The sequence below is a fragment of the Billgrantia gudaonensis genome, from assembly GCF_900100195.1.
Classification (GTDB): domain Bacteria; phylum Pseudomonadota; class Gammaproteobacteria; order Pseudomonadales; family Halomonadaceae; genus Halomonas; species Halomonas gudaonensis.
In genome coordinates this window covers 404,861-418,189 of record NZ_FNES01000001.1, presented here as the reverse complement: position 1 = coordinate 418,189, position 13,329 = coordinate 404,861, and the positions used below count along the sequence as shown (strand labels likewise).

The following is a 13,329-nucleotide window of genomic DNA, read 5'->3' as shown; positions in this document are numbered from 1 at the left end:
GCTAGTCCGGACGTTCACTGCAAGCGTAACCGCATGCTGCGAAAGCGCCGCCGATACTGGCTGGGGGTGAGACCCACGCGACGCGTGAACAGGCGGCGAAAGAAACTCGGTTCAGCATAGCCGACCTGCTCGGCCACCGCTTCGATGGGCTCGGCGCTGCTCTCCAGGATCTGCTTGGCCTCCTCGAGTCGCAAGGTATGCAGGTACTCCATGGGCGTCATGCCGGTAGCCGCCTTGAAGCGGCGCTTGAAAGAGCGTTCGGTCAACCCGCTGAGCTTGACCATGCCGGCCACCGGCGAGTGGGTATCGTAGTGCTGGGCCGCCCATATCTGGCAGCGAGCGATGCAAGCATCATCGACCTGACGCGTGCTGTTCAGGGCCGCATAGGGAAGCTGGCCGTCGTGATGCCAGTCGATCAGGTTGATCCGCGCCAAGCGCATGGCCTCGTCGGCACTCACCAGCCGAGCGACGAGGAACAGCGCCAGATCGATCCAGGAGGTACCGCCGCCGGCCATGATCAGCCGCTGCCCTTCCCCGCTGACCACCAGGGTACGGCGGGCATGCACCCGCACCCGCGGGTGACGTTGCGCCAGCGCCTCGCAGTAGGCCCAGTGAGTGGTGGCATCCTGGCCGTCGAGCAGGCCGGCCTCGGCGAGCAGCAGCGCTCCCGTACAGGCAGCGGCCAGCATCGCCCCCTGGCCATGGCAGGCACGCAGCCAGGCCATTTCCTCGGCATATCCCTCGAGCGGGGCATCGGGCGCGACGAACAAGTCGGGAATGCACGCCACGGCGGGCGCCGGGCAGTCGGCCAGGCGGGCATGCGGCTCGATCCAGGCGCCATTGGCGGCGCGAAAGCCCCGCCCATCGCGCGACACGATCATCGGCGCGAGCAGCGGCTCCCCCATTCGTCCGCTCATCAGGAACTCCCAGTCGCGTCCCACCGAGCCGAACAGATCGTACATGCCATACAGCGTGGAGGCGGTCGCATCCGGCCCGGCCAGCAGCGCGACGGTCAACGCCGAGCAGGAGGGTTGGACAAGCTCAGACATGGCAGAAAACCCCCGTTTGCGGCGCGATGCGCCAGCGTGGTGGCAGCGATATCGCCGTAACCTGCTCCCGGCACCTATCGCCAACCCACGACAAGAGGAGCCAGAACATGTGCGATATCGCCATTACGACGACCGACCGGGCCAACGCCGAAACCGAACGCAGCGAGGAGGACTTCGAGAGCCGGCTGGTGCAGGCGCTCAACGCCGGCGGCCTGCTGCTGCTGACTTCGCTGGGCCACCGCACCGGCCTGCTCGAAACGCTGGCCGGCCAACCGCCGCTCACCAGCCAGGCCCTGGCGGAACGCTCCGGCCTCCAGGAGCGCTACGTCCGTGAGTGGCTCGGTGGCATGGTGGCAGCCGAAATCGTCGAAACCGATCCGCAGTCGGCCACCTACTGGCTACCGGACGAACGCGCCGAGCTGCTCACCGACCGGGGCACGGCGAACCTAGCCGTCTATGCTCAGTTTATCCCGTTGCTCGGCAGTGTGGAGGATGACGTCCTGCGCTGCTTCCGCGAAGGCGGTGGCGTGCCCTACTCGCGCTATCCACGCTTCCAGGAGGTGATGGCCAGCGACAGCGGCCAGACGGTGCTGCCGGCATTGTTCGATGCCATTCTGCCGCTCTGCCCGGGGCTCACCGACCGCCTGGAAGCCGGCATCCGAGTGCTCGACTGCGCCTGCGGCCGCGGCCGAGCGCTGCTCGCCATGGCCGAACGCTTCCCGGCCAGCCGCTTCGTCGGCTACGACCTCTCCGCAGAGGCCATTGCCTGGGCCAACGCCCAGGCCGAACACGCCGGACTCACCAACCTGACCTTCGAGGTGCGCGACCTGAGCGACTTCGACGCGACGGCCGAACCGGCGGCGTTCGACCTGATCACCACCTTCGACGGCATTCACGACCAGGGGCAGCCGCGCCGACTGCTGGCGGGCATCCGCAAGAGCCTGGCCGCCGATGGCGTCTACCTGGTGCAGGACATCCACGCCTCGAGCCACCATCACCTGGATCGCCAACATCCGCTCGGCGCGATGCTCTACGCCGTGTCGGTGAGCCACTGCATGACCGTGTCGCTGGCCCAAGGCGGGGAAGGACTGGGCACCATGTGGGGTCGCGAGCGGGCACTTCGCTACCTGAAGGAGGCAGGATTCGGCGACATCCAGGTCCACCAGCTCGAGCACGACATCCAGAACGACTACTTCGTGTGTCGACCTTGACCGCTACACTGGTGGGAATAGAGCGGGCCGCTCGGCGTCTGCCGGGCGGCCCGGCGGTAGGCAAGGGAGCAGGCAACATGATGGATCTCGCGAGTCTTCAACGGGCCCAGGCGCGCATCGCCGATACTCTCTCCCCCACGGCCCTGGTTCTCGACCACCCCTTGAGCGAGCGTCTGGGACGGCGGGTGTGGCTCAAGGGCGAACTGTTCCAGCGCACCGGCTCCTTCAAGGCGCGCGGCGCGCTCAACTGGGTCCGCACGGCCTCGCCGCAGGAACTCGAAGGCGGACTGGGCGCCGTCTCGGCCGGCAACCATGCTCTGGGTCTCGCCTGGGCGGCACGCGAGGCGAACGCACCGGTGACCATCGTGATGCCGGAGAACGCCAGCCCCTTCAAGGTGGAAGCCGCTCGGAAGCTGGACGCCGAGGTGATCCTGCACGGCGACATCAACGACGCCTGGGCGCACATGCATCGGCTGGTCGAGGAGCGGGGCCTGACCCTGGTGCACCCCTACGACGACGAGCGCATCATTGCCGGCCAGGGCACCGTAGGCCTGGAGATCCTCGAGCAGGCCCCGGAAGCGACAGCGATCCTCTGCCCCATTGGCGGCGGTGGGTTGATCTCGGGCATCGGGGTGGCGGTCACGGAGCTACGCCCCGCGCTCAGCCTGGCCGGCGTCGAACCGGCCCAGGCAGCGAGCATGTCGCACGCCTGGGCCAGCGGAGGGCCGGAGCGTCTGGATCCGGTCGACACCTGCGCCAAGAGCCTGGCCGCAGCCATCGTCGGCGAGTGCACCTATTCGCTGAGTCGCGCCCATGTCGACGCCCTGGTCGACATCGAAGAAGCAGCCATCCACCGCGCCATGCGCCACCTGCTCTATGCGAGCAAGCTCGCCGCCGAACCCGGAGCCGCCGTGGGCGTGGCCGCCCTGCTGGAAGACGCCGTCGAACTGCCCTCGCGGGGCGATGTCGTGGTGGTGATCACCGGCGGCAACATGGGGCGCGAGGAAATGCTGGATTTCCTGTGAATGCATCGTTCAGCCGAGTATGAAGATCACGCAGGCTGCGGTCAGCGCCCCCATCAGGCCGTTGAAGATCCGCCAGGCACGCGGCGTGTCGAGCCAGCGCCCGATGGCGGTGCCGAAGCCCGCCCACAGGGCAACGCACGGCAGCCCCACCAGCTCGGCGAAGCCGGCCAGCAGCAGGGCATTCATCACCGTATCGCCTCCCTCGGGCAGAAACCCCGCCATCAGGGCCAGCCCCATCACCCATGCCTTGGGGTTGGCGAACTGGAAGGCCGCCGCTTGCCAGAAACTCAGCGGCCGCCCTTCGCCAGTGCGGCGTAGATCCGGCGGCGGAGCGGTGGCGATGCGCCAGGCGAGATACAGCAGATAGGCGCTGCCGATGAAGCGCAGTGCCGTCTGCACGATGGGATAGCGCTCGAACACCAGACCGAGCCCCAGCGCGATGCCGGCAAACAGCAGAAAGCAGCCGCCGAGGATCCCGAAGATGTGCGGCAGGGTGCGCAGAAAGCCGTAGTTGGCCCCGGAAGCGGTGAGCATCACGTTGTTAGGGCCCGGCGTGATGGTCATCGAGATCATGTAGAGGGCCGCCGGGCCCAGGAACGCCAGAATTTCCATATAATTGCACCCATACGATTTTGACTAAAATCGGCTTCAAATACCGATAAAATCCAGCATAATGGGTACGAACAAGGCGTCAAAGGTTTTATTGTCACCATGACAATATGGATTCCCCGGCTCACCGAACGGGGCCCCCGCTATCGCGCCATCAGCGATGCCATTGCGACGGCGGTGCAGTCCGGTGAGCTTCGTCCCGGCAGCCGCTTGCCCCCTCAGCGTCGCCTGGCCGATGAGCTGTCGGTCACCGTGGGCACCGTGACCCGCGCCTATGCCGAGGCCGAACGCCAGGGCTGGGTGCGGGCCCGAGTGGGCAGCGGCACCTATGTGCGGGGTGGCGATGACGACCCCGTCGCTCCCTTCCTGGCCAGCCGCCCGGTCGAGGCTGGCGTGGTCGACCTGAGCCTCAGTCTGCCGCCACCACATCCCCTTCGCGCGGCAGCGCTGGGGCGCGCTCTGGCAGCGATCAGCCAGGACGGCGAAGTGCTCAGTCGCGCCGTGGAGTACCAGCCGGAACGTGGCGTTCCCGCCCACCGTGAGCGGCTCGCCGCCTGGATGGACCGGCTGGGCATGCCGGTGGACCCCGAACGGCTGCTGGTCACCCAGGGCGGTCAGCACGGCATCGATCTCACGCTGCGCGCCCTCACTCGCCCCGGGGATCGCATCGCCGCCGATGCCCTCACCTATCCCGGCCTGATCGGCGCGGCGCGCCAGGCACACCTCAAGACCCTGGCCGTGCCGATGGACTCAGAGGGAATGGACATGGAGGCCTTGGCGCGGCTCTGTGCACAGCAGCCACCGCAGTTGGTCTACGTCACCCCGGATCAGAACAACCCTACGGGCACCGTGCTCAGCGAGACGCGCCGTGAGCGGCTCGCCGAGTTGGCCGAGCGCCACGAGTTCTGGATTCTGGAGGATGGCGTGCAGTACCTGCCGGAAGGCGAGCGGGGCACTCCGCTCTATCGGCTGGCGCCACAGCGTACCCTGTTCGCTTTCAGCACTGCCAAGGTGCTCGCCGGCGGGCTGCGCATCGGCGTGCTGGTGGTTCCCGATGCGTTGCAGGAGCGGCTGGGAGCGGCGCTGCGCGCCCAGAGCTGGATGGTGCCGCCGCTGATGGTCGATGCGGTGTGCCACTGGGTGGCCAGCGAAGACGCCGAACGGCTGCTGGCCTGGCAGACTCAGGAGCTGGGCGAACGCCAACGCCTGGCCCGCGAGTGGCTCAGCCCCTATGCACCTTGCGGCCGCCCCCACGGCAACAACCTGTGGCTGCCGCTGCCCGACGGCATGCGTGCCGCCGAACTCCTGGCCAACCTGGAGGCAACCGGAGTCCGCCTGACCAGCGCCGAGCCGTTCTGCGTGGGCAGCGAGCCGGCGCCCCAGGCCGTGCGGCTCTGCCTGGGCGCCGCCGCCTCGCGGGAAACCCTGGCCCTGGCCCTGGAGCGCCTCGTCGCAACGCTGGCCGAACCGCCGCCCTCGCCGTGGCACACGCTATGAAATATCCTCTATAGTCTCTCTTGATGCCACTCACCCACGGCGAGACACGTCATGCCGCAGTATCGCAACGACCCGACGCTGGAGGTCCCGGTCTTTCCCGGCAGCCACGTGGTCTTCGACGACCACTATCTCTTCGTGTCGGGTTTGACCGTCACCGACATCCAGGGCGGCGAGACCGTTCTCGGCGATATCGGTGAAGAAACCACCTGGATCCTGCACCGGCTGAAACGCATGCTCGCCTTCGTCGGCGCCGACCTGGCCGATACCGTACGCGCCGACGTCCACCTGACCAACCTCGACGACATCCACGAGTTCGATGCCGCCTATGCCGAATTCTTCCATCACGAGCGCTACCCGGCACGCACCTGTACCGAGTCACCGCGCCTGTACGGCGGGGCCAACGTGGAGATCACCCTGATGGTGAAACGCCGCCCCGCGCCGAATGGGGATGACGGCGCCGAGGCGGCATCTCACGAAACCTGACCTCTCAGGCCTCGGCCGGATGGCGGCGACGCCCCCACAGGCAGGTGGCCAGCAGCAACAATCCCGCGACGGTGGCGATCATGCCCGCCGCACTCAGCGAGGCATCGAAGCCCAGCCAACCCGGCCCATAGCCGGCCAGCACGTAACCGAGCACCGAAGCGACCACCGCAAACCCCTGACTCCAGGCGATCTGTGCGCCTAGCCGGTCGGTCATCAGCCGGGCGGCAGCGGCCGGACAGATGAACATGGCGATGACGATGATCGACCCCACCGCCTCGAAGGCGGCGATGGCCGCCACCGCCACCAGCGACACCAGCAGCAGGTCGACCAGCGCCGGGCGAGCGCGAACGCTGGCCGCGAAATCCGCATCGAAGCTGCCGAGCACCAAGTGGCGCCGAAACACCGCCACGAAGGCCACCACCAGCCCACCCACCAGGACGACGCGCGCCAACTGGGGTGGCAGTTCGGCGAGCGCCAGCGGATCGAACAGTGCGTACGGTCCAGTACCCTCGAACCAGATCAGGCTTTCCAGATTGCCGTACAGGGCGTGCTCTACATCGAGATGCACGCCGGCCGCGTCGTGCCACTCCAGCAACAACACGCCCAGGGCGAACAGACTGGTGAAGGTCACCCCCATGGCGGCGCTGACTTCCACCCTCCCCAGCCGGCGAATCAGTTCGATCATCACCACGGTGACCAGAGCCGACACGCCCGCCCCCAGCATCATGGCACCCGAGGCGAGCATGCCGGTGAGAATGAAGCTGGCCACGATACCGGGCAACGCCACGTGGCTGATGGCATCGCCGATCAGGCTCTGGCGCCGAAGCACCAGGAAATTGCCGAGCAGCGCACAGGTCATGCCGATGACCACCGCCACCGCCAGCGGCACCAGGCTGAACATGAAGAAATCGCTCATCGGCGGGCCTCCTGCTTGCCATTGGGCGGCAACTGGGCCTCCAGCGTCATGATGGCGTCCGGCGACAGCACGCTGGCAATGGGCGTCAGGCCGGAGTGCTCCTGCTGCAGGGCATCCTCGGGCTGGCATTCACGATACAGCGCCCACAGGCGTTCTTCGTGCTCGGCATCCCGAGCCGCAGCGCGACCCGGCGCCGTGGGCACGCCGTCACGCCTCAGATAACCACGGCGCTGCAGGATACGCAGGGTGAGGTTGTCGAAGATCGGTTCATCGCGGGCGACCGCCAGCAACCCCTGGCGCAGATGCACCCGGCGGCGAAATCGCTGATGGGCAAGCAGCGAGGCCAGCACGCCCCGGCGTGGCGAGAAGAGGAAAGAGACGAAGAACAGGCCGAAGGCAGAAAGAACGATCAGGGGCCCCGTGGGCAAGCCCTCCGTCACACTGGAAAGCGTGACTCCCAGATAGCCGGCCAGGATGCCGAGCAGCGCCGCCAGAATGACCATGTGCAGGGGGCGATCGGTCCAGAATCGCGCCGTCACCGGTGGAATGATGGTCAACGCCACGATCAGGATCAGCCCCGTGACCTTGAGGCCGATCACCACCACCACCATCAGCAGCGCCAGCATGGCCAGATCGACCCGCCCGGTGTGCAGGCCCTGGGTGCGCGCGAATTCGGCATCGAAGCAAACCATCAGAAAGCTGCGGCGCCATACCAGTACGGCCAGCAGCACACCCAGTGCGCAAAGAGCGATGAGCTGCGCCTCGGCCGCCACCATGCCGGCCGTGGCTCCTACCAGGTAGCCGGTGAGACCGGCCTGTCCGGATACCGGCATCGCCTGGATCACGGTGATCAGCACCACGCCGAACGCGAAGAAGGTAGAGAGCACCGCACCGATGGCGGCATCCTCACCCAGGCGAGTTCGCTCACTGATGCGCTGCACGGCCCACAGTCCGAAAGCAGCGCTTCCCGCGGCTCCCACGAGCAGCGCCGGCAACCAGCGACCATCGCCCTGGATCAGGCCCACCACGATGAAGGCCAACGCCAGGCCCGGAAGCGTGGCATGGCTGATGGCATCGCTCACCAGCGAACGCTTGCGCAGCAGAATGAAGCTGCCGATCATGCCCGCCCCGGCGCCCAGCAGCATGGTACCCAGGGTCACCAGGCTAGTGTTGTAGCCCAGTCGAAACGTCAGGGCGAGCCACCAGGTTTCCATCATTCGCCTCTCGATTCGCCTTGCGCCACCGGCTCCATCAGTCGCACCAGTTGCATGGGGCTCAAGCGACCGCCATAGGTCGCCTGCAGGTTGGCCGCGGTGAACGCTTCTTCCACCGGTCCATCGGCGATGCGACGCACGTTGAGCAGCAGCACGTGGTCGAAATAGTCGCGCACCGTGGCCAGGTCATGGTGCACGCAGAGCAACGTCCGCCCTTCGCGCTTGAGCTGCTTGAGCACTTCGACGATGGCCTTTTCGGTGGCGGCATCCACGCCGGCGAAGGGCTCGTCGAGGATGGTCAGCGCCGCCTGCTGGATCAGCGCTCGTGCCAGGAAGACGCGCTGCTGCTGACCGCCGGAGAGCTGCCCTATCTGGCGGTCGGCGAAGGCCTCCATGCCGACCCGACTAAGACTCTCCAGGGCGCGCTGGCGATGTCGATGCCGCGTCGGTTGCCACCAGCGCAGGTCGCGAAACAGCCCCATGGTGACCACGTCGATCACCGTGGCCGGAAAATCCCAGTCGACGCTGGAACGCTGGGGGACGTAGGCCACGTGCCGCGACATCGCCTCCACGGGCTGACCGAACACCCGCACTTCGCCAGTGAGCCGCCGCGTGATGCCCAGCACGGCTTTGAGCAGGGTCGACTTGCCGGCCCCGTTGGGGCCGACGATGGCCGTCATGCTGCCCGGCGGAGTCACGAAATCCACCGAATGCACCACCGGACGATGAGCATAGCTGACCGTCAGCCCACGAATGGCCAGAGGGCTCTGAACGATGGCCTCGCTGTCACCCATCATGAATCCTCCTTCTCGTCGGCATCAGCAAGACGCCCCTCGCGCCCTCCCTCCGGGGCTTCGCCACCCAGCGCCGTGGCGATGGCCGTGACGTTGTGATCGAGCATGCCCAGCCAAGTCCCCTCGTAGCTGCCTTCCGGACCCATGGCATCGGAGAACAGCTCACCACCGATGCGGACCTCGTGATCGCGCGACTTCGCGCCTTCGATCAGCGCACGCACGTTACGATCCGACACCGACGACTCGATGAAGATCGCACGGATGTCACGCGACACCAACTCGTCCACCAGCGACTCGATGCGTGCCAGGCCCGCCTCGCTCTCGGTGGAGAACCCTTGAATGCCGAGCACCTCGAAGCCGTAGGCGTCGCCGAAATACCCGAAGGCATCGTGGGCGGTGACGAGCACCCTGGACGACTCCGGCACGCTCTCCAGTACCTGGCGCGCGTAGTCGTCCAGCGCCTCCAGCTCGTCCAGATAGACATCGGCACGCTTCTCGAAGGCCTCGGCCTGCGAAGGCTCCAGCTCGCTCAGTGCATCGCGCACCGCCACGACCACATGACGCCAGCGAGAGGGATCCATCCATACGTGCGGGTCGTACTGGTTGTCATACTCCGCATCGGCCAGACGCCGCTCCTCTGGCACGGCCTCGCCCACGGCAAAGACCGGGCGGCGCTCGGCCAGCCGTTCGAGGAACTCCTCGAGCTGTGCTTCCAGGTACAGTCCATTCCAGAACACCGCATCGGCCTGCGTCATGGCACGCACGTCGCTGCGGGTCTGTCGATAGAGGTGAGGATCGACGCCGGGCCCCATGAGCCCGTCCACCGACACCGCATCGCCACCCACCTGGCGCAGGACATCGGCGATCATGCCGGTCGTTGCCACCACTTCGAGCCGCTCACCCTCCGCGTCGGCATGGGCGTCGAGAATCATCCCCAGGGCCATTGCCCCCATCAGACCGGCCTGCGCAAGGCGGCGAATTCCTATCACGTTCGAACTCCTCTTCTGAAGCCATCGCGTCTGCGATTATAAAGGCTACCATCGATAGGCTATCTTGTCGGAAAGCGATGGCTAATCGGGGTTGGCTAGCCGGCCCATAGCCTCGGCTCATTCGGTACCCGCCAGGGGAGCGACATCATGGCCAATGGATCATTCGAGCCGCCCGTCGAAGGCCCTCTCAATCATTACGCTTACATACATCGCCTGCTGCACTGGCTGATTGCCGTGCTGGTCCTGTACTCGCTGACCAGTGGCATGACGTTGGGTTCCCTGGGCTTCGAAGGCAGCGTGGAAACCTTCGGCCGTGCAGCCACCGACACGATCTACACTCTTCACAAGACATCCGGCGTACTGATTCTCGGCTTGATGGTGCTGCGTCTGGTGAGCCGGTTGACCAACGGCAAACCACCCTATGCCGTGCCCCTGCCAACCTTCCACCGCCTGGCCAGCGGCCTGGTGCACACCCTGCTCTACGTACTGCTGCTGACGATGCCGATACTCGGCTGGCTGGCCACGGCCAGCGGGGATTTTCCCGTGCAGTTCTTCGCCTGGAATCTACCGAGGTTGATCGGCGTGGACGAGGCGCTCTCCGAAACGCTGTTCCTCTGGCACGGCCGCGTGGGCGTGCTCATCCTGCTGCTGGCGACACTGCACATCGCTGCCGCTCTCTACCATTGGCTGATCCGCAAGGATGGCGTCATGGCGCGCATGAGCCTGTTCCGGCACTGAGCGCTACAGCGTCATGCCCGGCTCGATGCGATAGCCCAGATCGATCACCCGCTCGGCATCGGTTCGGCCGCCGATACTGGCCAGCAAAGCACGAGCCGCCCATTCGCCGATCGCCTGACGCGGGGTGATCACGCTTGCCAGGCGCGGCGTCATCACCTGGCCCACGTCATGACCGTGAAAGCCGGCAATGGCCATCTGCTCCGGCACGCGGACCCCGCGACGCAGACACTCGAAATAGGCACCGACGGCCACGTCGTCATTGGTACAGAAGATGGCATCGGTTTCGGGATGATCGACCAGAATTTCGCCGAGCAACGCCGCGCCGACACTGTAGGAAGAGCGCTGGCTGCGATGCAGGGTGACCGGCATCAGTTCCCGCTCCTCCATCGCCCGACGGTAGCCCTCCTCGCGCTGGCGGGTGCGCTCGTCCAGCCGCACCGCCAGATAGAGCACATGACGGCGACCGCGGCGAATCATCTCGCTGACCATGTCGTAGGCAGCCGCGACATTGTCGAACCCCACCGCCTGTTGCAACGGCGTGGAGCGCGCGTCCATGATTTCCACGGTGGGAATGCCGGCCGTTTCCAGCATGCGTCGCGTGCGCGACGTGTGGCGGCTGTCGGAGAGAATCACACCGTCGACGTTGTAGGAGAGCAGCGAGGCCAGGCTGCGCTCCTCGAGTTCCTGGCTGTAGCCGTAGTGAGAGAGCATCAGGTGATAGCCGGCCGGCTCGGTCACCGCCTCGATACCCACCAGCACGTCGGCGAACACCTGATTGGTGAGCGACGGCACCAGCACCCCGATGGAATGGCTGGTGGCTCGCGAGAGCAGGTCCGGGGCACGATTGGGGATGTAGCCGACCTGTTCGGCAGCCGAGAAGATGCGTTCGCGCAAGCCCTCCGAGACGGTAGCGGGATCGCGCAGGCAGCGACTGACGGTCATTTTCGTCGCGCCGACGCGATCGGCGATGTCCTGGAGGGTGGGGCGTCGTTTCTTCACGGTACCGTCAGTCGTTTGATGAACGTCTCGACCAGTGCCTCGGGCGACTCGGCAATGTCCAGCTCCACTGCCTCATCGGGTCCGGGAGGCTCCAGGTCGGCGAACTGGCTGTCGAGCATCGCCTCGCCCTTGAAGAAGTGGCTTTCCCGGGCCATCAGACGCTGCAGCAGGCAAGCCCGGCTGCCGCTCAGGTAGAGGATGAGCAGGTCGGGATCGCCGTCGCGCAGGATGTCGCGGTAGTGCCGCTTGAGCGCCGAGCAGCCGATCACCACCCCGGCCCCGCGGTGCCGGTAATCGGCGAAGCGCTCTGCCAGCGTCTCCAGCCAACCGCGACGATCCTCGTCGTCGAGCGGGATACCGCGAGCCATCTTGGCGATGCTGGTCGGGGCGTGGTAATCGTCGCCATCGATGAAGTCGAAGCCGAGCCGCTCCGCCAGCAAGCAGCCGACATGAGACTTGCCCGAGCCCGACACCCCCATCACCAGGATACGCTGCGATACCGTCACGCTGCCCCTCCGTCAATTGCCGCTCACAGCGGTGAGTTCGGGCAGCCAGGTGACTAGCCCCGGGAAGGCAATCAGGATCACCAGAACCACCAGCAGCGCCGCGTAGTAGGGAAGCATGGCCTTGACCAGTTGCTCCATCGACACCTTGCCCACGCCGCAGCCGACGTAGAGGCAGGTTCCCACCGGCGGGGTCAGCAGGCCGATGCCCAGCACGAAGGCCATCAGCACGCCGAAGTAGACGGGATCGATACCCACCGAAGTGACGATGGGCGTGAGCATCGGCGCCATGATCACCATGGCCGGCGTCAGATCCATGACGAAGCCGACGAGCAGCAGCAACCCGGCGACGATCATCAGCAGCCAGAACGGATCCTGAGTGATCGCCCTCACCTGCTCGACCAGCGTCTGCGGCACCATGTTGATGGTGAGAAACCAGGCGATCACCGTGGCGAACGCCAGCAGCAGTAGCACCATACCGGTCAGCCGTGCCGTGCGCACCAGCATGCCCCACAGCTCGCTCACCTGGAATTCGCGGTACACCACCAGCGAAATGAACAGCGAATAGAGCAGGGCCGCCACCGCCGCTTCGGTGGCGGTGAACACCCCACCGATGATGCCGCCGATCACGATCACCGGCAGCAGCATCGCCAGCCACGCCTGCTTGAAGGCCTGCCACAGCAGATCGAGGCGAAACTTACGGGTCTGCCCGGCGTGCTCGAGGCTGGCCATGATGAACGTCGTCACCATCAGCGCGAAACCGATCATCACGCCGGGCACGATGCCGGCAACGAACAGCCGGCTGATCGACGTCTCGGTGACGATCCCGAAAAGAATCAGCGGGATCGACGGCGGAATGATGATGCCGATCACCGAGGAGACGGTGTTGATGGCAGTGGCATGGGGAGCGGAGTAGCCCTGCTGCTTCATCGAGGGAATCATCATCGAGCCCGTGGCAGCGGTGTCGGCCACGGCCGAACCGCTGATGCCGCCGAAGAACATCGAGCCGGTGATCGCCACCTGGCCGAGCCCGCCGCGAATGAAGCCGACCAGCGCTCCAGCCAGATCCATCAGTCGTCGGGCGATGCCGCCGGCACTCATCACCTCGCCGACGAGGATGAAGAAAGGAATGGCCAGCAGCGGGAAGTTGTTGACCCCGCGGATCGACTGTTCGATGAGGATCGACAGCGGGATGTCGGAGATCACCGCCAGTACCACGGCTGCCACGCCCAGGCCGAAGGCGATGGGCAGGCCGATGGCGATCGAGACGAAAAGAATGCCCAGGAAAATCCACAGCATGAC

Annotated in this window: 14 protein-coding genes; 5 read left to right on the top strand and 9 right to left on the bottom strand. The window is 66.1% G+C overall.

Going from position 1 to position 13,329, the window contains the following annotated elements; all coding sequences use genetic code 11:
* Nucleotides 1–14 precede the first annotated feature (14 nt).
* Nucleotides 15–1,049: a GlxA family transcriptional regulator gene (locus tag BLP96_RS01895; protein WP_089682487.1), complete on the bottom strand. Its 1,035-nt coding sequence runs from the start codon at nucleotides 1,047–1,049 to the stop codon at nucleotides 15–17.
* A 107-nt stretch (nucleotides 1,050–1,156) separates the two neighbouring features.
* On the opposite strand from BLP96_RS01895, the gene BLP96_RS01890 reads away from it, so the two are divergent.
* Together BLP96_RS01890 and BLP96_RS01885 are read left to right on the top strand one after the other, a co-directional pair.
* The gene (locus tag BLP96_RS01890) at nucleotides 1,157–2,260 is read left to right on the top strand and encodes a class I SAM-dependent methyltransferase (protein ID WP_089682484.1); all 1,104 of its coding nucleotides are present in this window, start codon (nucleotides 1,157–1,159) and stop codon (nucleotides 2,258–2,260) included.
* Nucleotides 2,261–2,337: 77 nt separating this feature from the next.
* Nucleotides 2,338–3,285, top strand: coding sequence for a threonine/serine dehydratase family protein (locus BLP96_RS01885; protein WP_089682482.1), 948 nt, complete (start codon nucleotides 2,338–2,340; stop codon nucleotides 3,283–3,285).
* 9 nt (nucleotides 3,286–3,294) lie between these two features.
* On the opposite strand, the gene BLP96_RS01880 is transcribed toward BLP96_RS01885, so the two are convergent.
* Nucleotides 3,295–3,897, bottom strand: a complete 603-nt coding sequence (locus BLP96_RS01880) for a LysE family translocator (RefSeq protein ID WP_089682480.1) — start codon at nucleotides 3,895–3,897, stop codon at nucleotides 3,295–3,297.
* 99 nt (nucleotides 3,898–3,996) lie between these two features.
* On the opposite strand from BLP96_RS01880, the gene BLP96_RS01875 reads away from it, so the two are divergent.
* Together BLP96_RS01875 and BLP96_RS01870 are read left to right on the top strand one after the other, a co-directional pair.
* On the top strand, nucleotides 3,997–5,391 hold the full coding sequence (locus BLP96_RS01875) for an aminotransferase-like domain-containing protein (protein WP_089682478.1): 1,395 nt from the start codon (nucleotides 3,997–3,999) through the stop codon (nucleotides 5,389–5,391).
* A 51-nt stretch (nucleotides 5,392–5,442) separates the two neighbouring features.
* Nucleotides 5,443–5,874 carry a RidA family protein gene (locus BLP96_RS01870; RefSeq protein WP_089682475.1) on the top strand — a complete coding sequence of 144 codons (432 nt, stop codon included), beginning with the start codon at nucleotides 5,443–5,445 and terminating at the stop codon, nucleotides 5,872–5,874.
* Between the two features lie 4 nt (nucleotides 5,875–5,878).
* Here the strand turns inward: BLP96_RS01870 and BLP96_RS01865 are convergent, their stop codons facing one another.
* From BLP96_RS01865 to BLP96_RS01850, 4 genes are read right to left on the bottom strand one after another with little or no spacing between them, the layout of a single operon-like run.
* On the bottom strand, nucleotides 5,879–6,790 hold the full coding sequence (locus BLP96_RS01865; RefSeq protein ID WP_089682474.1) for a metal ABC transporter permease: 912 nt from the start codon (nucleotides 6,788–6,790) through the stop codon (nucleotides 5,879–5,881).
* Entirely contained in the window at nucleotides 6,787–8,007 is a 1,221-nt protein-coding gene (locus BLP96_RS01860; RefSeq protein WP_218118564.1) for a metal ABC transporter permease, read from the bottom strand. The genes BLP96_RS01865 and BLP96_RS01860 overlap by 4 nt, the downstream gene beginning before the upstream one ends.
* On the bottom strand, nucleotides 8,004–8,801 hold the full coding sequence (locus BLP96_RS01855; RefSeq protein ID WP_089682472.1) for a metal ABC transporter ATP-binding protein: 798 nt from the start codon (nucleotides 8,799–8,801) through the stop codon (nucleotides 8,004–8,006). Before BLP96_RS01855 ends, BLP96_RS01860 begins: the two co-directional genes overlap by 4 nt.
* Complete coding sequence (locus tag BLP96_RS01850; protein WP_218118563.1) at nucleotides 8,798–9,787, bottom strand: metal ABC transporter solute-binding protein, Zn/Mn family; 990 nt, start codon at nucleotides 9,785–9,787, stop codon at nucleotides 8,798–8,800. The genes BLP96_RS01855 and BLP96_RS01850 overlap by 4 nt, the downstream gene beginning before the upstream one ends.
* Nucleotides 9,788–9,934: 147 nt before the next feature.
* Between BLP96_RS01850 and BLP96_RS01845 the strand changes: the two genes are divergently transcribed.
* A complete protein-coding gene (locus tag BLP96_RS01845; protein ID WP_089682468.1) occupies nucleotides 9,935–10,525 on the top strand; it encodes a cytochrome b in 591 nt (196 codons plus the stop codon).
* A gap of 3 nt (nucleotides 10,526–10,528) precedes the next feature.
* On the opposite strand, the gene BLP96_RS01840 is transcribed toward BLP96_RS01845, so the two are convergent.
* Genes BLP96_RS01840 through BLP96_RS01830 form a run of 3 tightly spaced genes read right to left on the bottom strand, consistent with a single transcriptional unit; the run spans nucleotide 10,529 to nucleotide 13,326 of the window.
* Complete coding sequence (locus BLP96_RS01840; RefSeq protein ID WP_089682466.1) at nucleotides 10,529–11,524, bottom strand: substrate-binding domain-containing protein; 996 nt, start codon at nucleotides 11,522–11,524, stop codon at nucleotides 10,529–10,531.
* Nucleotides 11,521–12,030 carry a gluconokinase gene (locus BLP96_RS01835; protein WP_340147946.1) on the bottom strand — a complete coding sequence of 170 codons (510 nt, stop codon included), beginning with the start codon at nucleotides 12,028–12,030 and terminating at the stop codon, nucleotides 11,521–11,523. The genes BLP96_RS01840 and BLP96_RS01835 overlap by 4 nt, the downstream gene beginning before the upstream one ends.
* A 12-nt stretch (nucleotides 12,031–12,042) precedes the next feature.
* Entirely contained in the window at nucleotides 12,043–13,326 is a 1,284-nt protein-coding gene (locus BLP96_RS01830; RefSeq protein WP_089682464.1) for a TRAP transporter large permease, read from the bottom strand.
* Between the last annotated feature and the right edge of the window lie 3 nt (nucleotides 13,327–13,329).